This window comes from Myxococcus guangdongensis (assembly GCF_024198255.1).
GTDB lineage: Bacteria > Myxococcota > Myxococcia > Myxococcales > Myxococcaceae > Myxococcus > Myxococcus guangdongensis.
Genome location: NZ_JAJVKW010000011.1, coordinates 158687 through 180154 on the forward strand (window position 1 = coordinate 158687; position 21468 = coordinate 180154).

At 70.5% G+C, this 21468-nt stretch carries 18 protein-coding genes; 10 read left to right on the forward strand and 8 right to left on the reverse strand.

Annotated elements, in window-relative coordinates; translation table 11 throughout:
• Window positions 1-96: 96 nt before the first annotated feature.
• Both LXT21_RS30270 and LXT21_RS30275 read left to right on the forward strand, forming a co-directional pair.
• Window positions 97-684, forward strand: coding sequence for a GNAT family N-acetyltransferase (locus tag LXT21_RS30270; protein WP_254041677.1), 588 nt, complete (start codon window positions 97-99; stop codon window positions 682-684).
• 116 nt (window positions 685-800) lie between these two features.
• On the forward strand, window positions 801-1121 hold the full coding sequence (locus LXT21_RS30275; protein ID WP_254041678.1) for a DMT family transporter: 321 nt from the start codon (window positions 801-803) through the stop codon (window positions 1119-1121).
• A 25-nt stretch (window positions 1122-1146) separates the two neighbouring features.
• Here the strand turns inward: LXT21_RS30275 and LXT21_RS30280 are convergent, their stop codons facing one another.
• Window positions 1147-3231: an alpha/beta hydrolase family protein gene (locus LXT21_RS30280; protein WP_254041679.1), complete on the reverse strand. Its 2085-nt coding sequence runs from the start codon at window positions 3229-3231 to the stop codon at window positions 1147-1149.
• Window positions 3232-3436: 205 nt separating this feature from the next.
• Between LXT21_RS30280 and LXT21_RS30285 the strand changes: the two genes are divergently transcribed.
• Entirely contained in the window at window positions 3437-3997 is a 561-nt protein-coding gene (locus LXT21_RS30285) for a maltose acetyltransferase domain-containing protein (protein ID WP_254041680.1), read from the forward strand.
• Window positions 3998-4001: 4 nt separating this feature from the next.
• On the opposite strand, the gene LXT21_RS30290 is transcribed toward LXT21_RS30285, so the two are convergent.
• Together LXT21_RS30290 and LXT21_RS30295 are read right to left on the reverse strand one after the other, a co-directional pair.
• Window positions 4002-4751 (reverse strand): DUF1338 domain-containing protein, encoded by a 750-nt coding sequence (locus LXT21_RS30290; protein WP_254041681.1) that lies wholly within the window; start codon window positions 4749-4751, stop codon window positions 4002-4004.
• 485 nt (window positions 4752-5236) lie between these two features.
• The gene (locus LXT21_RS30295) at window positions 5237-5761 is read right to left on the reverse strand and encodes a hypothetical protein (protein WP_254041682.1); all 525 of its coding nucleotides are present in this window, start codon (window positions 5759-5761) and stop codon (window positions 5237-5239) included.
• Window positions 5762-5903: 142 nt separating this feature from the next.
• On the opposite strand from LXT21_RS30295, the gene LXT21_RS30300 reads away from it, so the two are divergent.
• Window positions 5904-6416, forward strand: a complete 513-nt coding sequence (locus LXT21_RS30300) for a GNAT family N-acetyltransferase (protein ID WP_254041683.1) — start codon at window positions 5904-5906, stop codon at window positions 6414-6416.
• A 502-nt stretch (window positions 6417-6918) separates the two neighbouring features.
• Here the strand turns inward: LXT21_RS30300 and LXT21_RS44955 are convergent.
• On the reverse strand, window positions 6919-8520 hold the full coding sequence (locus tag LXT21_RS44955; protein ID WP_323395151.1) for a DUF7151 family protein: 1602 nt from the start codon (window positions 8518-8520) through the stop codon (window positions 6919-6921).
• A gap of 638 nt (window positions 8521-9158) precedes the next feature.
• Between LXT21_RS44955 and LXT21_RS30310 the strand changes: the two genes are divergently transcribed.
• Window positions 9159-9683, forward strand: a complete 525-nt coding sequence (locus tag LXT21_RS30310) for a phage tail protein (RefSeq protein ID WP_254041684.1) — start codon at window positions 9159-9161, stop codon at window positions 9681-9683.
• Window positions 9684-10181: 498 nt separating this feature from the next.
• On the forward strand, window positions 10182-11357 hold the full coding sequence (locus LXT21_RS30315; protein WP_254041685.1) for an AI-2E family transporter: 1176 nt from the start codon (window positions 10182-10184) through the stop codon (window positions 11355-11357).
• A 110-nt stretch (window positions 11358-11467) separates the two neighbouring features.
• Here the strand turns inward: LXT21_RS30315 and bioA are convergent, their stop codons facing one another.
• Window positions 11468-12799 (reverse strand): adenosylmethionine--8-amino-7-oxononanoate transaminase, encoded by a 1332-nt coding sequence (gene bioA / locus LXT21_RS30320; protein ID WP_254041686.1) that lies wholly within the window; start codon window positions 12797-12799, stop codon window positions 11468-11470.
• Window positions 12800-13023: 224 nt separating this feature from the next.
• On the opposite strand from bioA, the gene LXT21_RS30325 reads away from it, so the two are divergent.
• From LXT21_RS30325 to LXT21_RS30335, 3 genes are all read left to right on the forward strand, one after another.
• The gene (locus tag LXT21_RS30325) at window positions 13024-13818 is read left to right on the forward strand and encodes an acyl-CoA desaturase (protein WP_254041687.1); all 795 of its coding nucleotides are present in this window, start codon (window positions 13024-13026) and stop codon (window positions 13816-13818) included.
• Window positions 13819-13987: 169 nt separating this feature from the next.
• Complete coding sequence (locus tag LXT21_RS30330) at window positions 13988-15169, forward strand: GNAT family N-acetyltransferase (protein WP_254041688.1); 1182 nt, start codon at window positions 13988-13990, stop codon at window positions 15167-15169.
• A 45-nt stretch (window positions 15170-15214) separates the two neighbouring features.
• Window positions 15215-16639: a hypothetical protein gene (locus LXT21_RS30335; protein WP_254041689.1), complete on the forward strand. Its 1425-nt coding sequence runs from the start codon at window positions 15215-15217 to the stop codon at window positions 16637-16639.
• 12 nt (window positions 16640-16651) lie between these two features.
• Here the strand turns inward: LXT21_RS30335 and LXT21_RS30340 are convergent, their stop codons facing one another.
• Window positions 16652-17257, reverse strand: a complete 606-nt coding sequence (locus LXT21_RS30340; RefSeq protein ID WP_254041690.1) for a hypothetical protein — start codon at window positions 17255-17257, stop codon at window positions 16652-16654.
• 151 nt (window positions 17258-17408) lie between these two features.
• Complete coding sequence (locus LXT21_RS30345) at window positions 17409-18440, reverse strand: hypothetical protein (RefSeq protein ID WP_254041691.1); 1032 nt, start codon at window positions 18438-18440, stop codon at window positions 17409-17411.
• Window positions 18441-18635: 195 nt separating this feature from the next.
• Here LXT21_RS30345 and LXT21_RS30350 point away from each other — a divergent pair, with 195 nt between their 5' ends.
• Window positions 18636-19325, forward strand: coding sequence for a suppressor of fused domain protein (locus tag LXT21_RS30350; RefSeq protein WP_254041692.1), 690 nt, complete (start codon window positions 18636-18638; stop codon window positions 19323-19325).
• Here LXT21_RS30350 and LXT21_RS30355 read toward each other — a convergent pair whose 3' ends face one another.
• The gene (locus LXT21_RS30355; RefSeq protein ID WP_254041693.1) at window positions 19326-21350 is read right to left on the reverse strand and encodes an ATP-binding protein; all 2025 of its coding nucleotides are present in this window, start codon (window positions 21348-21350) and stop codon (window positions 19326-19328) included. It abuts the gene before it with no gap.
• Between the last annotated feature and the right edge of the window lie 118 nt (window positions 21351-21468).

A 21468-nucleotide genomic window follows, 5' to 3' on the forward strand; every position in this document is an offset into this window, starting at 1 on the left:
CGCCCGGAGAATCCTCTTCCGAGCGGGAGCTTTCTTTTCGTGGGAGGCGTGCGGGACAGCGCGCGGCGCGTTAGCTTCTCCGGCCGCCGACACGCCATGGACTCCGACAAGCTCATCGTCCTGCTCACCGAGCGACTGCGCATCGCCCAGCTTCCTCCGGACGGGGCCGCGCGCGTGGTCGCCTACCACGAGGCCAACCGCGACCACCTGGGCCCGGTGTCCCCCTCGCGTCCCGCCCACTTCTACACGCTGACGTACTGGCGCACGCGGCTGGCGCAGGACCTGGAGGACGCGCGGTTCGACCGCTCACTCCGCCTCCTCGTGATGCCCCGTGAGGCCCCGCCCTCCTCCGCGCCCGTCATCGGCAACATCTCGCTCGCGCACATCCGCCGAGGGCCGCTGCAGGCCACCGATTTGGGCTACGGGCTGGACCATCGCCACGAGGGCAAGGGGCTGATGACGGAGGCCCTGCGCGCCGTCTGCGCCCACGCGTTCCACGGCATGGGCCTGCACCGCATCCAGGCCAACCACCTGCCGGAGAACCTGCGCAGCGCGGCGGTGCTGCGCCGGATGGGCTTCGTGGTGGAGGGCTACGCCCGCGACTTCCTCGAAATCAACGGCCGATGGAGGGACCATGTGCTCACCTCCCTCGTCGCCCCCGAGGACAGGCCCGCCGCCCGGTAGCCCACCCTCGCGAGACATTCGGCGGCGTCCACCGACCCGGCGTCCCAGCCGGAGCAAAGACTCACTGGCGACGCGCCCCCGAAGCGTCTACGGACTCCAGAAATGGAGGTCGGCACATGGCGTATCTCTTCCTGCTCGGGGCCATCGCGTTCGAGGTGGCCGCCACGAGCTTGATGAAGTCCACCGAGGGCTTCACCCGGCTGTGGCCCACGGTGGCGTGCCTGAGTGGCTACGGCGTGGCCTTCGCGCTGCTCTCGCAGGCGGTGAAGCAGGTGCCCATCGGCGTCGCCTACGCGATGTGGTCCGGGCTGGGCACCGCGGCCATCGTCGTCATCGGCGTCACCTTCCTCGGAGAGAACATCAACCTCACCAAGGTGGCCGGCGTGCTGCTCATCATCGGCGGCGTCGTGCTGCTCAACCTGCGCGGCGCCCACTGAACCACAGGCCCCGCGCGCCCTCACCTCAACGGGGAAGCAGCGAGGTCCGCGCCGCGCCACCGGCCGAGCCCAAGGGCAGGTTCGCGTCCATCCACTCCACCGTGCGCCGCATCCGGTCCACCACGTGCTCGGGCTTGCGCAGGGTGTGGCCCTCGTCCGCGTAGACGACGAGCTGCGTCTTCACGCCCAGCTCCTTCAGCGCGCGGTGGAACTCGTGGCTTTGCGTCACGGGCACTTCCAGGTCCCGCTCGCCGTGCAGCACCAGCGTGGGCGTGCGCGCCAGCTTCATCGAGTTGATGGGAGAGCTGCGCGTATAGATTTCTGGCTCGTCGTACAGGGACACGCCGAAGTACGGCTTCATCCACGCGTCGATGCGGTTGGTGCCGTAGTAGCTCTGCCAGTTGGAGATGCCCGCACCCGCCACCGCCGCGCGGAAGCGCTGCGTCTGCGTCACCGCCCACATCGCCATGAAGCCGCCGTAGCTCCACCCCGTCACGCCCAGCCGCGCGGGGTCCACCGGCGCGCGCGCCAGCACCGCGTCCACGCCGGACAGGATGTCGCGCAAGTCCCCGAAGCCGAAGTCGCGCCGGTTGGCCTGCGCGAACTGCGCCCCCTGGCCGAAGCTGCCCCGGTAGTTGGGCAGGAACACGTAGTAGCCGCGCGCGGTGAACATCAGCACGTCCGGACGGAAGCCCGGGACGACGCCCGCCGCGGGGCCTCCATGCACCATGGTCACCATGGGCGCCCGCACCCCGGCGGGCGGCGTCATCGACGGAGGCGGCGCCACCAGCCAGCCCTGCACCTCCGCCCCGTCGCTCTTCCACGTCAGGTCCTTCGCCTCGCCCACCAGCGCGCGCAGGTCCTCCTCACGCCGCGTGACGCGCTCCCACGCCCCCACCGGCCCCACCCAGAGGTTCTGCGCCTGGGAGAACGACTCGCGCACCACCGCGCTCACCTTGCCGTCGCGCGACAGCGACAGCCCCAGCTGGCCGCGCGCGCTGATGCGCTCGGCCCCCTTCCACAACACGCGCGGCTCCCCCCCGGTCGGGTCCACCGTGGCCACCGCCGACTCGCCTCGCACCTGCGCGCCGAACACCAGCGAGCGCGCCGACACCCACTCGAGCGACATCGCCGTCGCCTTCATCCCCGGCGTGAGGTTGCGCGGCTTGCCGCCGTCCAGCGGTACGCACATCACGTCTCCGCCGTTGGAGCCGTGGTCGCTCATCAGCCCCTCGATGACGGCCACCTGCTTGCCGTCCGGGCTCCACGTGGGCTCGGTGAGCTGCCACTTCGGCGCGTACAGCACGCGCGAGCGCGCGTTCGCCGTCTCCACCACGTGCAGCTTCGCCAACCACCAGCTCGCGTCCCCCGGCGGCGGCGCGCCGATGTACGCGAGCCGGGCCGCATCCGGGCTCCACGCGAACTCGTAGACGAAGGTCTGCTCCGGCGTGACGAAGCGGTGCGAGCCCTCCGCCACCGACACCACCGCCACGCGCTGCACTGGATGTGACTCGCGCACCACGCCCGTCTCGCGAGCGCCAGGCTCCCGGGGCCCCAGGGCCTGCGCGGCCCCTTCCCCCTGCATCACCAGCACCGCCACCGACGCGCCGTCCGGCGACCAGCGGGGCGAGGCGATGGGGCTCTCGAAGGACGTCCGCTTCGTCGCGACGCCCTCCTTCAGGTCCGCCACGTACACCTGCTTCCTGCCACGCTGGTGCCCGTCCGACAGGAACAACAGTCGCGTCCCCTCCGGGCTCCACTCGATGGAGGACTCGTCACACGTCTTGCCTTCGGGACAGGCGCTCACGAGCAGCGCCTTCGGCTCGCGCGCGCCCAGCTCCATCGCCTGGATGAGCGTGCCGCCCGTCGCCGCCACCTCCACCCACGCCAGCCACGTGCCGTCCGGCGACACCGCCACCTGTTTGAAGCGCGTGGTGCGTCCAATCACGCCCAACAGGCTCTCCACCGAGGGCTTGCTCGACTTCGCCGCGCTCCCCCGGGTGACGCTCACCGCCGGGTCGAACGCGGACGGCGCGGGCGCCGACTCCTGCGCGACGACGGGCGCCGCGAAACCCAGCACGGCGACCACGGCCAGCATTCTCTCCACCATCCGAATCAACACGTCCCCCCACGGGTCAGGAAGAGGGCACCAGACTACATGAGTGGGACGGCGCTTCGCGGCCATTCCCACCCCACACCGCATTCGTTGGACCTCGGAAGTTTGGGCGTGCGAGCACAATCCCTCTCGTCCATCCCCCAACGAAGACCCCGACATCTCACGCCTCGTGCCCACGCGGGCGTGGACACTGCCGGCCATGGCACGGACCGAGATGGAGAAGATGCTGGCCGGCGAGCTGTACAACGGCTGGGACGCACAGCTCACGGCGGCGCGCTCGCGGGCGCGGCGGCTCTTGCGCCCCTACAACGACACGCTCATGGAGGACGAGGACCTGCGCAAGCAGCTGCTCGGACAGCTCCTCGGAGCCATGGGCGAGGGCGTCTACATCGAGCCGCCGTTCCACTGCGACTACGGCAGCTTCATCCAGCTGGGCAAGCGCGTGTACATGAACTTCCAGTGCGTCATCCTGGACTGCAACCGGGTGACGATTGGGGACGACGTGTCCTTCGGCCCCAACGTGCACATCTACGCGGCCACGCACCCGCTCGACGCGGACGAGCGCATCAAGGGCCCGGAGCTGTCCAAGCCCGTCACCATCGGCGCGAAGACGTGGGTGGGCGGCGGCACCATCATCCTCCCCGGCGTCACCGTCGGGGAGGGCGTCACGCTGGGCGCCGGCAGCGTGGTGACCAAGGACGTGCCGCCCTACGTCCTGGCCGCGGGCAACCCCGCCCGCGTCATCCGCGCGCTGCGCTGAGGCTTCAGCGCTTGGTCATGTCGAACAGCGCGCGCGCCTGCGGGCCCAGAAAGCCGTCGAAGTCCGGCGCGCGCTGGGCAATCTCGAAGTACGCGTAGGGCCACGGGCGACGGCCTCCCTCGCGCAGGGCCACCGACAGCGGGGCCGCCTGGGTGGCCGTCTGCCTCAGCGACGTGCCCGGCGCGCCCTCGATGTCCGACTTCATGGGCACGCCCGCCTCCCGCATGCGGTGCTGCCACGCCTCCACGTCATCCACGGAGCCGGTGAAGTGGTTCACCTTGCGGCCGAAGGCGAGCAGCCAGGCGCCGTACTGCGACTCCTTCTCCAGCTCCAGCAGCGCGGCCTCCGACGGCGGCGGCGGCGAGCAGAACCACGACGCCAGCGCGTCCACGTCCTCGGGCGGAGGCGGGTCATCCGGCAGCGTGGCGAGCAGCTCCCGGGCGCGCGGCGACAGCTCCTCCGACTTCAGCTCGGAGATGAAGACGCGCGGCAGCCCCTCCGGGTGCGACAGGTAGATGGCGGACAGGTGCGCGTCGGGGAAGGTGTACGCCCCCGCCGGCTTCCAGCCCAGCCGCTCGAAGGGACGCGAGAACAGCGCGATGCCTCCGCCGGGCCGGGCCAGCGAGCGCAGCGCGACGTGGTCATTGCGGAAGCTGCCCCCGGAGAGCTGCACGAAGGTGCGCGCGTACGGCACCTCCGAGGCATAACGCTCCCAGAGGAGGTCCAACAGTCGGGTGGCCTGTGAGGTCGACATGACGGAACAGTCTAATCCGCCAGGAAAAGTGCGGCGGCGCGCGGCCCCGAGCCCTTGGAGGGGACTTCGTTCGGAGACGCGCGCCGCGCGCTAGAGACTCGCCTTGGAGTTTCGAGTCTCTGTGTCCTTGTCCTTGGTATGCATTGACTTCCGTTCCGGCCCGCTCCGCACCACTCGAAGTCGTGCCGGCAAATAGGGTGTGGCGTTGGAAAACGCCAGCGCTACGCAAGAGTGAGCATCAAAGTCCCATTGCGCCAGCCTGAAGCCCCACTAATTGACACAATTGTGATCGTAAAGTTTCGCCCCCGCTGTGCCGTCACCGTCGGATTGAAACGAAAACCCCCGAGCGAGCCGGCGTGCGCAACACCTTCCGAGAATGAGAGCGGTTCGGATGACCTCGTCCCCTCTCGATTTCTCGCCGCGCGGAAGGCCCCTGACGGAGGGCGCTCGAGGATGACGCACCGCTCCATGCGTCATGAAAGCGGTCAGTGGAGGTGCTCGGGGTACATGGGCAGGCCGTGGAAGAAGCGGCGGCCAGACTCGAAGCGGCGGTGGAAACAGACGCGGTCCTCCACGTAGAGGCGGGCCATGTCCTCCTCGCCGTAGGCGCGGAAGAAGGCGGCGCGAGCCTCGTCGCAGGCGGCCTCGTATTCGGCGAGCAGGGCCTCCCAGTCCTCGGGGGGCGGCTCGTCGGCGTCGTGCCACACGCCGTCCTCCATGCCGTACTCGCGCTCCATCAGGTCCAGCTCCAGCGCGAGCCGCTGGACGCGCGGCACCTCCGTCAGCGCCTCGTCCGCCATGGCGGTGAGGATGTGGGCCACCAGGAAGAAGCCGGCGTCCGGCGGTACGACGCCCTCCTCGCGCGCGGCGCGAAATGCCACCAGCAGCTGCGCGTCCATGGCGTCGTCACCGAGCTCCAGGAGCCGGGCGGCGAGTCCACGCCACTTCTCCTCGGTCTCACGGGCCTCCTGGAGGGCCAGGCTCAGCTCGGGGTCTCGGGTCTTCTTCATCGCGTACTCCTATCGGGAATGCACCGAAGCTCTCATCCAGGTCTGACGTCCGGCCCGCGTCTGGCGGACGTGGGGGCGCGGGGTTGCACGCGGGCACAGGCGGGTCCTGTCGTGTGGTGGACGCCCGGGTGTCCGCGCGTCCATGCTGCCCGGCACCGTGCCGCTCGCCTCGCGTCCCCGCGCCCCTTCCGACGACGTCTTCCTCTTCGACCTGTACGCCAGCACGCGCGCGGGTGAGCTGGCGACGTGGGGTTGGACACCCGCGCAGCGCGAGGCGTTCCTGCGCATGCAGTGGTTGGCTCGCGGGCGGGACTGGTCCGTGCGCTATCCGACGGCGGAGGACCAGGTGGTGCTGGTGGCGGGTCAGCCCGCCGGCAGGCTGTTGGTGGCGAAGGGTGCGCAGGAGTGGCGATTGGTGGAGATTGCCCTGCTGCCCTCCCACCAGGGCGGCGGCTTGGGGACGCGGCTCCTGCGGGAGCTGCTGGACGCGGCCGCGACGGCCCGGGTGCCCGTGCGGCTGCACGTGCTGCACGACAGCCCCGCGCGCGGGCTGTACGCCCGGCTGGGCTTCCAGGAGGAGCAGGCCGCGGAGTCTCCGAGCCCGGGGCTTCCGTATGTCGCCATGCAGTGGAGTCCCGCGTCGCGCGCGGGGTGAGGGCCAGGAGGGCCGTCTCGGGGGAAACGCGCCATGCCTCGAAGGACGAACGGGCCTCGCGCCGATTGCGCGCGAGGGTTCCCTGTCCGTGAGGCAACGAAGCGCCTCGCCTTCGTGGCCCGCGTGATTGCGCGGCCCCCTCCGACACGAAGGCGAGTCGTTCCGCCCGGCTTCAGACCGCATCCGCCGCGACGACGCGTCATGGGCCCCGTGAGGAGCCGCGCGACGCGCGCCGGGATGCGCCGCCGCCCGGAGGTGGGCCGACCTTCCGGGGCGCAACCTCCGCGGGAGACACGCGGCACCGGCGCGCGAGGGCCGGGCGTCCTGTCGCTTCCGCGAAGTCCTGCCGAGGCAAAGCCCGCTCGGGCCGCCTCACCGTCAGCATGAACAGCATGGCGCCACGCGCCGCCGCGAGTTCCTCAATCCCCCGACGCGACCTGGGGGCCGCGTCCCATCGCCGGTCCAGAGGGGCCGACGATGGGCGCGGTCGACTCCCCTCGAATCAGAGGAAGAGGTTCTCCGGGTTCGGCACCACGGTCTGGATGACGTAGCCATCCGAACCATTGCCGGGGTTGATGGGGGTCGTGGTGTTTCCGCCACCTCCCGAGCCACCCGCGCCGCCCATCGCACCACCACCACCACCCGCCTGGATGGCGGCGCTGGCGCCAGTGGGAGCAGCCGTCGTCCCAGGCGCACCGCCCGTCACCACGAGGCCACCGCTGACGGTGGGCGACACCGAGGAGACGACCTGGATGATGCCGCCGCCGCCACCGCCACCGCCGCCCTTGCCCGCGCCGCCCAGGTTGTTGCCGTTCACGCCGTTGCCGCCCTGCGCGCGGACGAAGCCCTGCACCGTCACGCCGGCCTTGCCGAGGATGACCACCACGCCACCCGCGCCACCGCCAGCGCCGGGGGTGTTGTCGATGACATTCCCGCCCGACGCGCCCGAGGCGTTGATGGCGCCCGTGGCCTGGATGCGCACGGTCCCCTGGGACAGGATGACCAGCGAGCCACCGCCGCCGCTGAAGGGCCCCGCCGCGCTGCGCGCGCCCGAACCGCCGCCCTTGTTGCCGGGCCGCAAGAGCTGCGCCGCGTGGACGGGCGAGACGCCGAGCCCACCCGCGGGCTCACCCGCCGGAGCGCGGGACAGGCCCGAATCCGCCCCACCCGGGCCCGTGTCCAACGAGCCCGGGTCGACGATGACGGTGCCGCTGATGGTGACGTCCCCCGTGGCCCGGACGACGGTGCCGCTCGGGACGATGAGCGTGCCGGTGATGTTGACGGTGGTGAACTGCATGTGGTGCCGCCCCGTGAGGGAGGAGAAGCCACTCGCCGTGGTCAGGTCGACCGTGCTCGAGACGGAGAACGCGCCCGCCGAGCCATCACCGAACACGCCCGTCGAGCCCGCCGGGCCCTGAGGCCCCGTGGCGCCCGTCGCGCCCGTGGCCCCCGTCGCTCCGGTGGCGCCCACCGGCCCCTGCGCGCCCGTGGCACCCGTGGCGCCCGTGGCGCCGGGCTGGCCCTGCGGACCCTGGGGCCCGTTGCACACGTAGCGCGTCAGCGCCGCGTTGACCTCGCCCGCGTCCAGCACGCCGTTGCCATTGCCGTCCTGGCCGAACTGCAGCCGCACGCCGCCCGTCGCGCAGTTGGCGCCCGTGGGCTCGGCGGCCGTGGCCGCGACCGAGTGGATGCCCGCGGCGCCCTGCGGACCCGTCTCGCCGCGCAGGCCCTGCGGCCCCTGGGGACCCTGCACCCCCGTCTCACCGCGCACGCCCTGCTCGCCGCGCGGACCCGTCTCGCCCTGCGGGCCGATGGGGCCCACGGCGCCGGTCTCACCCCGTACGCCCTGCTCACCGCGAGGACCCGTCTCACCTTGAGGTCCCACGGGGCCCTGCGGGCCCGTCTCACCGCGCGCGCCCTGCGGACCCTGGGGGCCGTTGCACACGTAGCGGGTGGCATCCACCTCGTCTTCGTCCAGCGTCCCATCGCTGTCGTCGTCGACGCCGGTCTCGATTTTCACGCCGCTCGTCGCACAGTTGGCTCCCGCGGCCTCCACGGACGTGCGGGCCAACGAGCGCTTGCCCTCGGGACCTTGGGGACCCACGGGACCACCGGCGGGGCCCTGGGGACCCTCTGGACCTTGCGGACCCACCGGGCCGACGTTGCCCGTGTCGCCCTTCGGACCCACCTCACCCTGCGCGCCCGCGGGCCCCTGCCCCCCCGCGGGTCCCTGCTCACCGGCTGGCCCCGCGGGACCTTGCGGCCCCTGCGGCCCCTGTGGCCCCTGCTGACCTTCGTCACATCCGGTCAACGACAACATCGCCACCACAGGTAGAGCCGTCAGCCACCGCGACCAGGTCGCGGCGCCTTGCCATTTCATCTGAGCCATTGATGCTTCTCCCCTCTTGTCGAGCCTCGGCGCGCGACCCACAGCAAGTCACGAGCCAGGATGGATTATCGAGCCGCGCGCCACCAACCCACCAGGGCAGGCGTGGTTGTGATTCGAATCCAGTCGCCCCAAGAACGACTGTTCGCGTCCCCGTGGGACGCGGAGCCGTCACACCGGAACGCATGACGCACGTGGACGGGAAAGCCACCCGGGGGTGTCACTCCTCTTGGAGCGGGGCGGGACACGAGGCCCTGATTCGCTTCAGACCCAGGAGCAAGGACTGGCCGATGCTTTGCTCTGGTGTGTGACGCGTACTCATCTGCACGTGAAACACACACACGAAAGGCGTACCCATGTCCGAGCCATACATTGGTGAAATCCGCATGTTCGCGGGCAACTTCGCACCGCGCGGTTGGGCCTTCTGCCAGGGGCAGATTCTGTCCATCGCGCAGAACACGGCGTTGTTCGCGATTCTGGGCACGACGTATGGAGGCAACGGGCAGACGACGTTCGCGCTGCCGGACCTGCGCGGCCGCTATCCGATGCAGCCGGGCCAGGGGCCGGGGCTGTCGCCGCGGACGCTCGGCGAGCAGGGCGGCACCGAGACGGTGACGCTGATTGCGAACCAGATGCCGCAGCACACCCACAGCCTCAACGTCAGCTCACAGCAGGGTGACACGGAGACGCCGGTGGGCACGGTGCTCGCGGCGGACAACAACGGCACCATCTTCAACTACCGCGCGGCGCCCATCGACGGGACCATGAACCCGGCGGCCATCGGCATCGCGGGCGGCGGCCAGCCCCACAACAACATGTCGCCGTTCCTCTGCATCAACTTCATCATCGCGCTGGAAGGCATCTTCCCCTCGCGCAACTGACGGGCCTCACGTCACGGACAGGCGCGTTCCCCCTCACGCGCCGCTGACAGGCCCTTCGGCTCACACGGCGTATCGTCCCCTCCTGCATGGCTGACGGGCGCCCTCGGGCGCACGCGACGACGTCCCGTGGACGTGGTCATGGCGCGTCACGGGCACGCACTGCTGACAGGCGCTCCCAGCCAACGCGGCGACGTCCCGTGGACGTGGCCACGGCGCATGCCGCTCACTCGTCGAGGAGGAGGCACCCCACGCGCACACAACGATGTCCCTTGAACGTGTGATGGCCCACCGCCCTCACTCGCCGCTGACACGCGCCCGCTGCACGCGGCATCGACGGTGCGTCGTGACCGGGAGGCTCGCCCTGGCGTGGCCCCTTGCCTGCCGCGGCGGGAGCCAGCGGCGCCCCTGACGAGCAACCCGACCTGTCGACCCGTGGACAGCCTTCTCGATGGCGGGACATCGGGCTGGAGCCCACTCCACAGCCGGGCCGCTTCGAGCATGCGGGCACTGGCGCTCCGGCCCGGGCGTGCTTACCGCGACACGGTGAACGGCGAGCCGGGGCCCGGGGGTACGGTGGCGGAGCAGGAAGGAGCGAAGCAGCGCTCTCAGGTGACACCGAAGACGGTGTTCACCGTGTGTTTCGCGGTGCTGGCGGTGCTGGCGCTCGTGGTGCTCGTGGTGCGCACCCGCGTGGCGCTCACGCTGACGGGCATCGCGGCGCTGATCGCGCTCGCGCTGGAGCATGGCGTCTCGCGGCTGCAGCGCTGGAAGGTGCCGCGCGCCCTGGCCATCGCGCTGATGCTGACCGGCGCCCTGACGGTCCTGGCGACGCTGGCGCTGCTGGTGATTCCGGCGACGGCGGCGCAGGTGGACGCGCTCGTGGTGCAGTGGCCCCAGCTCTGGCAGGAGGTGCGCGAGTCCCGCCCGTTCCGCGGGCTGAACTCGCGACTGCACAACCTGGGCTGGATTCGTCCGCTCGAGGACGCGACGCCCCAGCTGGCGACGGGGACCTTGCCCTCGCTGCTCATGTACGCCCTGGGCAGCATGGTGGGGCTCGTCGGCGGCGCGCTCAGCGTCTTCTTCCTGGTCGTGTTCATGCTCGTGTTCGGCGGCGGCCTGCTCAAGCGGATGCTCGACCTGCCGAAGCCCGAGCATCGGCTCCGCTACGTGCGCGTGATGCGCAACGTATACCGGGCCACGGGCGGCTACCTGACGGGGCTCACGCTCATCTGCACGTTCAACGCGCTGCTCACCTCCGCGGTGCTCGCGGCCCTGGGCGTGCCGTACTTCCTCCCGCTGGGCATCATGAGCGGCTTCTCCAGCATGGTCCCCTACGCGGGGCCTGTGGTGGCCGGTGGCTTCATCACCCTGCTGACCTGGGCCACGGGTGACATGTGGATGGCGCTCGGCGTGATGACGTACTTCGTGCTGTACGGACAGCTCGAGGGCAACGTGCTGGCGCCGCTCGTCTTCCGGCGCACCGTGCACGTCAACCCGCTGCTCATCCTGCTCGCGGTGCTCTTCTGCGCGGAGCTGGGAGGCATCGTCGGCGCGGTGGTGGCGGTGCCCGTCGCGGCCACGGTGCAGATCATCATCCGGGAGATTCTCCTCTTCCGGCAGGAGCGCCGCATCGCGAGACCCGAAGCGCCACCACCGCCCTCCGTGCTGACGTGAGTCACCCGGACTGACGCGAGGCAGGTGGCCGCTCCACGCGGCGGACCTCCGCACGCACGGCCGCGAGCGACGCGCCTCGCGAGACGGTGGGCCCCGAAGCGGCGAGCGCCTCAGCCCCCAGCGACCTCGCGCAGCGACTCCTCCATGCCGCCCAGCAGCTCATCGAGCGCGGCGTCCGGGATGTTCAGCGCGGGGGCGATGTACACGGTGTCCCCGAGCGGGCGCAGGTACAGCCCCCGCTTGCGCGCGGCCTCGTACACACGCCATCCACCGCTCGCGAGATAGCCCCCGCCGCCCAGGTCCACCGCGCCCACCATGCCCACCGCGCGCGGGCGCACCAGGCCCGGAATCGTCGCGGCCATCCGCTCGAACGCGGCCTTCACCTTCGGCGCCTTGCGCGCCACCTGCCCCAGCACGTCCTCGTCCCGATACACCGCGAGCACCTCGCGAGCGATGGCCGCGCCCAGCGGGTTGCCGCAGTACGAGTGCCCGTAATACAGCGCCCGGGACGACGCGCCGAGGAAGCCCGAGAAGATGCGCTCCGACGCGAGCGTCACCGCGAAGGGCATCAGCCCGCCCGACAGCGCCTTCGCGAGGCAGAGCAGGTCCGGCACCACGCCCGCCAGGTCCACCGCGAAGCGCGCGCCCGTGCGCCCCATGCCGGTGAAGACCTCGTCGGCGATGAGGAACGTGTCCACCGCGCGCGTGGCCTCGCGCACCGCGCGCAGGAAGTCCGGCGAGTACATCTGCATGCCGGAGGCGCCCTGGATGACGGGCTCCACGATGACCCCCGCGATGTCCTCCGGGTGCTCGCGCAGCGCGGCCTGGACCTGGGCGAAGGCGCGCTCCCAGCCGCCCTCCTCCGCTGGCGAGGGCACGTGCACCACGTCGAACAGCAGCGGGCCGAAGATGTCGCGGAACTCGCGCACGCCGCCCACGCTCGTGGAGCCCAGCGTCTCGCCGTGGAACGCGCCCGTCAGCGTGATGAAGCGCGTGCGCTCCGGCTGCCCGTTCTGCGCCCAGTACTGCGCGGCCATCTTGATGGCCACCTCCACCGCGGTGCTCCCGTTGTCCGAGTAGAAGACGCGCGACAGGCGCTCCCCCGAGGGCAGGTCCGCGCGCTCCGAGCCCGGGGCGATGGCGACCAGCTCGGCGGCGAGCGCGGCGGCGGGTTCGTGCGTGATTCCAGCGAGCGAGACATGGGGCAGCCGGCCCGCCTGCTCGACGAGGGTCCGCACCAGGCGCGGGTGACGGTGGCCCAGGGTGGACACCCACCAGGAGCCGTTCGCGTCCAGGTAGCGCCGCCCGTCCACGTCGAAGAGGTAGGGCCCCTCCGAGCGCGCGATGACCAGCGGGTTCGTCCCCGCGATGTACGCCTCCATGGCGGTGTACGGGTGCCAGACGTGCTGCTTGTCCAGCTTGACGATGTCGGCCCGCTCCATGGGTGTTCCCCTTCCCCTGCGTGTGACGTGTAGGCGGAGCGCTCCGTACCGGAAACCGGCCCCCTTGCGCCCCGCGTCAACGCGGCGGGCCACACGTTGGACTGATGGCGCCCTGAAGCCCGGGCCCCTTCGGAGCCCCCGGGGAGGCATCTTCCGTCCCGGGATGACGTGGCCATGACATGGGCGGTGTTGGCTCTCCTGGACACCGAACCGGGAAAAGCGCCATGGCCGTCCTCATCTTCTTCGTCTCGCACTGGCTGCTCTGTGTGTTCTTCCAGAGCTTCTTCCAGCACCGGTACGCCGCGCACCGCATGTACACCATGGGTCCGCGCACGGAGCGGGTGATGCACCTGCTCACCTACCTGGTGCAGGGCTCGTCGTACCTGTCGCCCAAGGCCTACGCGATTCTTCACCGCGAGCACCACGCCTTCTCGGACACGGAGAAGGACCCGCACTCGCCGCACTTCTTCACGGACGTGTTCCGGATGATGCTGCACACGAAGAAGCGCTACGACGACTTCGCGGCGGGCAAGGGTGAGACGGAGAAGCGCTTCCTCGGGGGCTATCCCGAGTGGCCGCTGGTGGACGACACGCTGCGCACCTCGTGGGTGGCGACGCTGGGCTGGGTGGCATTCTACGCCTCGTTCTACGTGCTGTTCGCCACGTCGCCCTGGCAGTTCCTGCTGCTGCCGGTGCACTTCCTGATGGGGCCGGTGCACGGGGCCATCGTGAACTGGTGCGGCCACAAGTACGGCTACCGGAACTTCGACAGCAGCGACAAGTCGCGCAACACGCTGCCCGTGGAGGTGCTGTGCATGGGCGAGCTGTTCCAGAACAACCACCACAAGTACGGCAGCAGCCCGAACTTCGCGGCGCGCAAGTTCGAGGTGGACCCCACGTGGCAGGTGATGCGCGTGCTGGCGAAGCTGGGCGTCATCCGCATCGCCACTCCCCAGCGCGCGGTGTGGCCGGAGCCCCGCGAGGCGGCGCGTGAGGCAGGGGTCGCCCGGGCGGCCTGAAGCCTCCGGGGGCCCGCCAGGCTCCTCGCAAGACCTTGAAGGACACGTCGCGCCGAGGGGATGACCGTCCCCCCGGCGCGAGTCGTTTCCGGCCGTTACCTCCACCGGAGGCCGGGCGAGCGGGCGGGTGGGCGGCGCGAACGCGGGGCCCGCGTTAGAACTGCTCCCCGTGCCTACAGAGACCCCGCTCCGCCTCCGTATCCTCGACGCAGTCACAGACGTCCCGGCCGCTGACTGGGACGCGCTGGCCGGCCTGGACGCACCGCCCTTCATCCGGCACGCGTGGCTGGCGGCGATGGAGGAGAGCGGCAGCGCCACCGAGGAGACCGGCTGGGCGCCACATCACCTGACGCTGTGGCGGGGCGAGAGGCTGGTGGCGTCGGCGCCCGCGTATCGCAAGTTCCACAGCATGGGCGAGTACATCTACGACTTCGGGTGGGCGGACGCGGCGGCCCGGCTCGGCGTGGAGTACTACCCGAAGCTCATCGTCGGTGGGCCGTTGTCCCCGGCCACGGTGCCGCGCCTGCTCGTGGCCCAGGGTGAGGACGTGCCCGCGATGCGCAAGGCGCTGTTGGCCGCGGCGGTGGAGAGCGCGCAGGAGGCGGGTTGCTCGTCGGTGCACTTCCTCTACCCGACGGACGACGAGGCTGACTTCCTGGAGGAGCAGGGGCTGGCGCGGCGGGTGACGCTCCAGTTCCATTGGAAGAACCCGGGGTACGGCGGGTACGACGACTACCTCTCGCGGTTCGACTCCAAGCGGCGCAACCAGCTCAAGCGCGAGCGGGCGGCGGCAGCCACGCAGGGAATCCTCCTGCGCACGGTGCGGACCACGGAGCTGACCCCGGCGCACGCGAAGCGCGCGTACGAGTTCTACACGGCCACGTGCGAGCGGCACGCGTGGGGGCAGATACAGCTCACGCCGGGGTTCTTCTCGCGGGTGTTCAAGGCGATGCCGGACCAGGTGGAGATGGTGGAGGCGGTGCGCGAGGGACGGGTCATCGCGGGGGCCTTCAACCTGGCGACGAAGGAGCGGCTGTATGGCCGCTATTGGGGCAGCACGGAAGAGCACCCGTTCCTGCACTTCCACGTGTGCCTGTACCACTCGGTGGACGACTGCATCCGCGCGGGGCGCAAGGTGTTCGAGCCGGGCGCGGGCGGCGAGCACAAGGTGTCACGAGGCTTCGAGCCCACCGCGGTGCACAGCGCGCACGTCATCTTCGACCGCAGGTTGGACGGCGCGGTGCGCGACTACGTGCGGCGTGAGCGGGCGAGGTTGAACATGGCGGTGGAGGAGGCCGAGCAGATCTGCGGCCTCAAGCCCTGGCCCTTGAAGCAGGCCAGCGGCACCTGACCCGCGTCGACTGATAAGACTCTGTGTCTGAAAGGGGCAGGGTCGATGTCGGGAATCGTCGCGCTGTGGGATGCATGGTGTGCGCGTCAGCGTCGCGCGGGCTTCGAGGGGCGCCAGGGAGTCGAGCCACTCACCCGCGAAGAACTCGAGCGCTACGAGGCCGCGTTCTGGCGACGAGGCTTCGAGCTGCCTGGAGACTTGAGGGCGCTGCTCGAGGCACGCGGCATCGTCTGGGTGACGCCCATCGAATCGGACGAAGGAGAGACGATTCCTGGGCTGCGCCTCCTGAACGACCTGTGGCGGCTCGATGACGACGACCGCCACCTGGAGCTGGCCGAGCTGAATGGCGTGGCGGCCGCGCGGCACTGGTTGTTGTTCACCACGGAGCGAGGAGACCTGGAGCCCGCGTGGGCGTTCGACCACCGCTTCGGCGCGCAGGGCGTGGGCAGTTATCACCAGGACCTCGTCTGCACCGACCCGGTGGGAGAGGACGAGCCGTTGCCCCTGGCGTCTCCCAATCTGGAGGCGTGGCTCGCCGCGAAGCTCGACGACATCGAGACACGACGACGAGGACTGAGCCTCGAGTCCCTCCCCCAGGAGCAACACCCCGTCGAGAGCTTCACGCAGCAGCAAGCGGCGGTGCTCGCGAGGGTGGAGGCGAGGCATCAGCGAGAGGCCTTGAACTGGAAGACCCTCGACCGTGACTGGCGGTACCTCGCGAGCGGGACACGAGACGAAGCCGTGCTCCGTCAAATCCTCGAGGGAGTCCGTCGAGACCGACAGCAAGGCCGCCCGGGCGTGCCCTTCGACGCGATTGCACGAGGGGGAAGCTGGCCCTGGGACTATCCAGGTCCTGCCCAGTTGGCGGCGCGGCTCGATGAGCCTTCGAGACGCAAGGTGATGGCCTGGGCGCTCGAACGGGCGGGAGGTACGGCGCTCTCCGCCGCCATCGAAACGCTGCGCTCGGGGCAACCGGGCTCACGTGAGCTGCAGCGACAAGTCTCGGCGGCCGGCTGGGTCGAGCGAGCCATCGACCTGTCGACGCCAGCGGGTCGAGGACGTGTCCTCGCACGTGCGTCGGCGCTCGCGCTGTCATCGGACCTGTCCGAGAGCAACATGGAGCGAGTGCTGACGCTCTGCGCGAACGTGGGCGGAGGGGCCCCCGGCGCATGGAACCTGCTCGACGCCTGGGACCACCTCGAAGAAGTCCTGGCCGGACGCACCCAGCCGGGCATCGAGCGAGCAGCGCCGCCACCCGAATCAGCGCTCGTCCACGAGCTGCGGGCCTATGTGCAAACCCATCCAGGTCCACAGCGAGCCCTCGCCGATGACCTGGCCACGAGCTGGGGCCCACGGCTCACCACCGCCGCGCCCACGGACCGCGAGTCGCTGACACGGGTCCTGAAATCAGCCCTCAAGTCCCCGAAGCTCGCCGAGGCACTGAGCGCACTGCTCGCACGACTGCCCTGACTGGCCCAGCGGTCAGGTCCCAGTTCCCTGCCGCAAGTACGACGCGAGGTCGGGCCACTCCACCCACTCCTGGCTCTCGGCCCGCCGATTCACGACCTTGAAACCCCGAGGGGTCATCTCGCCATGTCCGATGAGCACCAGGTCCTCGACGGCGGGGGGATATCTCCATTTCCCCTTGATGGCTGACTCACGAATCGCGGTGACGTACTCCTCCACATGGTTCGCGTCGCGCCCGTAGCCAATCATCACCCGAAGCGGCGCATAGCCGACCATGAGCTTCCAGAAGTCCTCCATGAAGGAGTGGACGTTCCAGTTGTTTTCATGCTCGAGAATCACGACCGGCTGGGTGAACGTGCCCCAATCAGAAAAGAGGGTGTAGTCGAAGAGGAACTCACGCGCCCACCCCGTCTTCATCATGCTCGGCGCCCAATCGCGGGGGGCTTCGATGCTGGTCGAGCAGGCCGCCAGATTGAGTTCGCGAGCAGCGGCCTGAAGCCTTCTCGCCATGAACTGGGTCCAGTTCTTCGACCCCTCGACGGGCTCCTCGACGTTCCAGTCCACCGGCAACGCGTTCGTCAGAGACCGCGCGAAGTCCAAGGCATTCACGGCGTCAGGCATGTACCCCCCACGTTCAGGCGCTTCGTCCGCGAAGCGTGCGCGGGTCAATCGCGCACCGTGCCGAACTCAATACCAGAAGCACGCTCAGGCATTCACTCGGCACGGCGGGGTCTGAACGGCACCTGACATCCAGACCCGCGCGGGCCCAAGCTCACCGCACCGGATGCGTCGTCCAGCGCATCCCATCCGCGCTCGAGGCCAGCACGTGGCTCCCGGCCAACCACAGCCGGTCCGCGCCAGCGATCAACCGCCCCACGTCCGGCACGTTCCTCGCCACCGAGGACTCCTTGGGAACGGCGCGCCGCTCGAACCCCGAGGCATCCACGCGGTACACCCCCTCCGCGTCCGCGACATAGAACTCGCCGCCCCACCGCTCCGCCGAGTGGATGCGACCCACGCGCGCGACCACGCGGCACCCCTCTGCCGTGCCCAGGATGACATCCCCCCGCGTCGTCCCCGCGACCACCGCTCCCGAGGGGAAACACCGCACGAACGACACCTCGCCACTCACGAAGGAGTGGACCTCGCGCCACCCCCCCTCCCCGTGCATCCAGAGGCCCTGGCCCCCCGCGTAGAGCACCCGCCGCCCGTCCGCGCCCAGGCAGCTGTCCAGCGCGAGCACCCGCCCCGGCAGCGCGCCCAGGGACTGCGCCCAGCGCATCACCCCGCCCTCGCGCACGAGCACCCCCACCTCCGCTGGCGAGTCGAGCCCGAACCCCCGGCTCCCCGCCAACACGACCTCCTCGCCGCTGAAGCACGCCTGCGTCCCCACGAGCCCCGCGGGCGCCCCCTCGTACTGCAACGCCTCCCACACCCCACCCTCGCCCGCCCGCACGGCCATGAACCAGGCTGAGCCCCCATACGAAACCAGCGCGCCGTGGCGCCCCGACCCCAACAGGCGCAGCGCGTCGACCGTCCCCGTCTGCGTCACCCGCTCCAGCGTCCACCCACCCGCCGTGCGGACCGCCACCGACTGGTACGCGTCCACCTCGAACCTGGCGTCCTCCCCACCGTCCTCGTCGTCCTCGGAGCCGGAGTCGACCAGGGTGGAGTACGCCTCCGAATCGATGGGCAGGTTCCAGTCCTCGACCGGCCCCGGCCCACCCCCGTGGTCATTGTCCGGATGGGGATGGCTGACGAGCAGCATCAGCTCCTGCTCATCGCGGATGCAGCCCGTCGACACGACGCCTCGAAACGTGTGCTCCAAGCACCCTCCCAGGACGAGGTCCGCTGCCTACACCACGGGAGGCAAGCCGGGCCAGCACCCCCTCCCCGGCCCCCTCCGGAGGCCGTCCCGTGTCTCCCACCAGCCAGGCGCGCGCCCGGCCCCTCACGGGGAAGTTGAGAAACCGGGGTGACCCTCTAGAGTAGAACCGTCATGAAAGCCCCGGAGAAGGACGAAGACTTCATCCAGTGGTACGAGGACTGCTGGGCGGACCGCGATGAAGTCGAGTACCCCAAGATGTTCGGCGCCATCGACGAAGGCGTCTTCACACTCGACCAGACGGACGCCATCCAGGCCTGGATGGAGAGCGAAATCGCGCAGGTAGAAGGTGAACCGGACCCCAACTGGGGCCCCATGGGCGTGCGAGTGGCCAAGCCCAGCCCCGACTATCCCTACTGGACCTACGTCACCAGCGGCCTGTCCAACCCCTTCACCATCGCCCCCGGTGAGGAGATCGCCGCCGACGCCACCAGCGGCATCGGCTACGAGATGGTCATCCACACCCCGGAGGAGGCCAAGTGGCCCGTGTTCCGGCTGCTGGACATGATGGCCTACAACCTCGTGTGCATGCGCGCCTTCGCGCTCAACCACCGCTACCCCGTCGAGGGCACCCTGGACGGCGGCGACTCCAAGCTCAGCGGCTTCGTGTTCGTCAGGGACCCCTCGCGCCCCGACCACTTCGCCCTGGAGAGCGGCAAGGTGCAGCTGCTCACGCTCGTCGGCGTCACCAAGAACGAGATGGCCTTCGCGCGCTCCAACGGCATGGACAAGCTGATGGAGAAGCTGGTCGCCGCGGGCTCGGGCTACATCACCCAGCCCGAGCGCGACGAAGTGAAGCTGTAGTCACCCTCTTCGCGCCACGCGCGGCAGCGGCTCCAGGGCCCTGTCGCGCGGGGGCGCGCCCTCCACCAGCGCCCTGAGCGTCCCCGGGTCGAACGGCTTCTCGATTCGAGGCAGCGGCACCGACTGGAGGAACGCCCGCGCCCGCTCCGTGAAGGCGCCGCCCGTCATGAAGACGAAGCGCGACAGGAGCTCCGGCCCGCGCGCCGTCAGCTCCGCGTGCAGGTCCATCCCCGTCAGGTCCGCCATCATCAGGTCGCAGAACACGCGGTCGAAGTCCGCGTCCCGCTCGAGCAGCGCCAGCGCCTCGCGGCCACTATGCGTCACCACCACCTCGTGGTGCCGTCCCAGCAGCCGCCGCAGGAGCGATGCGAGCTGAGGCTCGTCGTCCACCACCAGCACCCGCTTGCGCTCCGGCACGTCCCTGGGCGCGCCCTTGGCCACCGTGTCCGCCACCACCGCCGTCACTGGCAGGCGCACGCGGAACATGCTCCCCGTGCCGGGCGAGGTGTCCACGCTCAGCTCGCCACGCATGCTGCGCACCATGCCCAGGCTGGTGGACAAGCCCAGCCCGCTGCCCTCGCCCACCGCGCGCGTGGTGAAGAACGGCTCGAAGACGCGCTCGGCCACCTCGGGCGTCATGCCGTGCCCCGTGTCCGCCACCTCCACCACCACCCACGGGCCCTCCAGCCATGTGGACAGCGTGACGCGGTGCCGGGTGAAGTCGCCCTCGGGAATCGCGTGCGCCGCGTTGACGAGCAGGTGCAGGAACACCTGCCCCAGCCGCGCCTCGTGCGCCATCACCGTGGGCACCTGCGAGTAGCGCCGCACCACCTCCGCCCGGTAGCGCAGGTGCGGCATCGCCATGGCCAGCCCGAACTCCAGCGCCGCGTGCACGTCCACCGGGGACAGGTGCGGCTCGTCCGCGCGGGCGAACGTCTGCAAATCGCGCACGATGACGCGGATGCGCTCGGCGCCCTCGCGGGCCTCGCGCAGCGCATCCAAGGCCTCGGCCAGCGGACCGCCCTGCACCTGGCCCTGCAGCACCGTCTCCATCTGCTCCAGCGCGAACTGGAGGTTGCCGCTGACGTAGGAGAGCGGGTTGTTGATTTCGTGCCCCACGCCCTCCGCGAGCTGCCCCGCCATGGCCAGCTTCTCCGACTGCACCAGCCGCTCGCGCGCGGCCACCAGCTCCTGCGTGCGCTCGCGCACCAGGGCCTCGGCCTCCAGGCGCCCCGAGTGCTCACGCGTCAGCAGCGCGTCCCGCTCCGCCTCCGCGCGCTTCTTGCCGGTGATGTCGCGCGAGAAGACGGAGACGTTCTGCCCCGAGCACCACGCGTGCACCTCGTGCCAGCGCTCCGGCGCGGTGCGCACCTCGAAGATGGTGGACGAGCCCTCGGCGGCCACGCGCCGCAGCTCGCGCTCGAACAGCGTGCCCACCAGCTCCGGGCACGCCTGCCACAGAATCCGGCGGAAGACCTGCTCCTGCGTGCGCCCGGTGATTTCGGCGGCCTGGCGATTCACGTAGGTGATGCGCCACTCGGCGTCCACGGTGAAGAACGCCTCGGGTGTGCTCTCCAGCACGTCGCGCACCCAGTCCAGCGTGTCGCGAAGGCCCTCCTCCATCCGCAGCGCGCTGGTGACGTCGCGCAGGCGCAACAGCACACCGTCACGCAGCGGCACCGCGGTGCCGAGCAGCCACGCATCGCCCTCCGGGAAGCTGTCCGCGGCGGGTCGCCCGGACTCCACCACCTGCTTGAGGACGGCGAGCCGCCCCCCGAGTCCCGCCACCGGCGAGATGTCGCCCAATCGCTTGCCACGCAGCGAATCGGTGCCGTGCCCGAGCGCGCGGGACGCGGCGGGGTTGGCCCACAGCCACTCGAAGTCGACGATGGCGCCGGACGCGTCGCGCACGGCGCTCAACACCATGCACCCTTCCGAGTCATGGCGCTCCGCTTCTTCCAGCGCCTCCAAGAGCGTGTCCGCGCCCAGGGCCGGGACTGTCTGTCTCGTGTCCTTCGCCGACATGCCCCGCTCACTCCGGGCATCCGCGCCACCCGGAGGCCAAATCTCCGGAACCCTTCATCAGGGCCGCAATTCCTGGAAACGTCCGGAGTCCCCGCATGTCGCCATGAAAGGCCCGCAG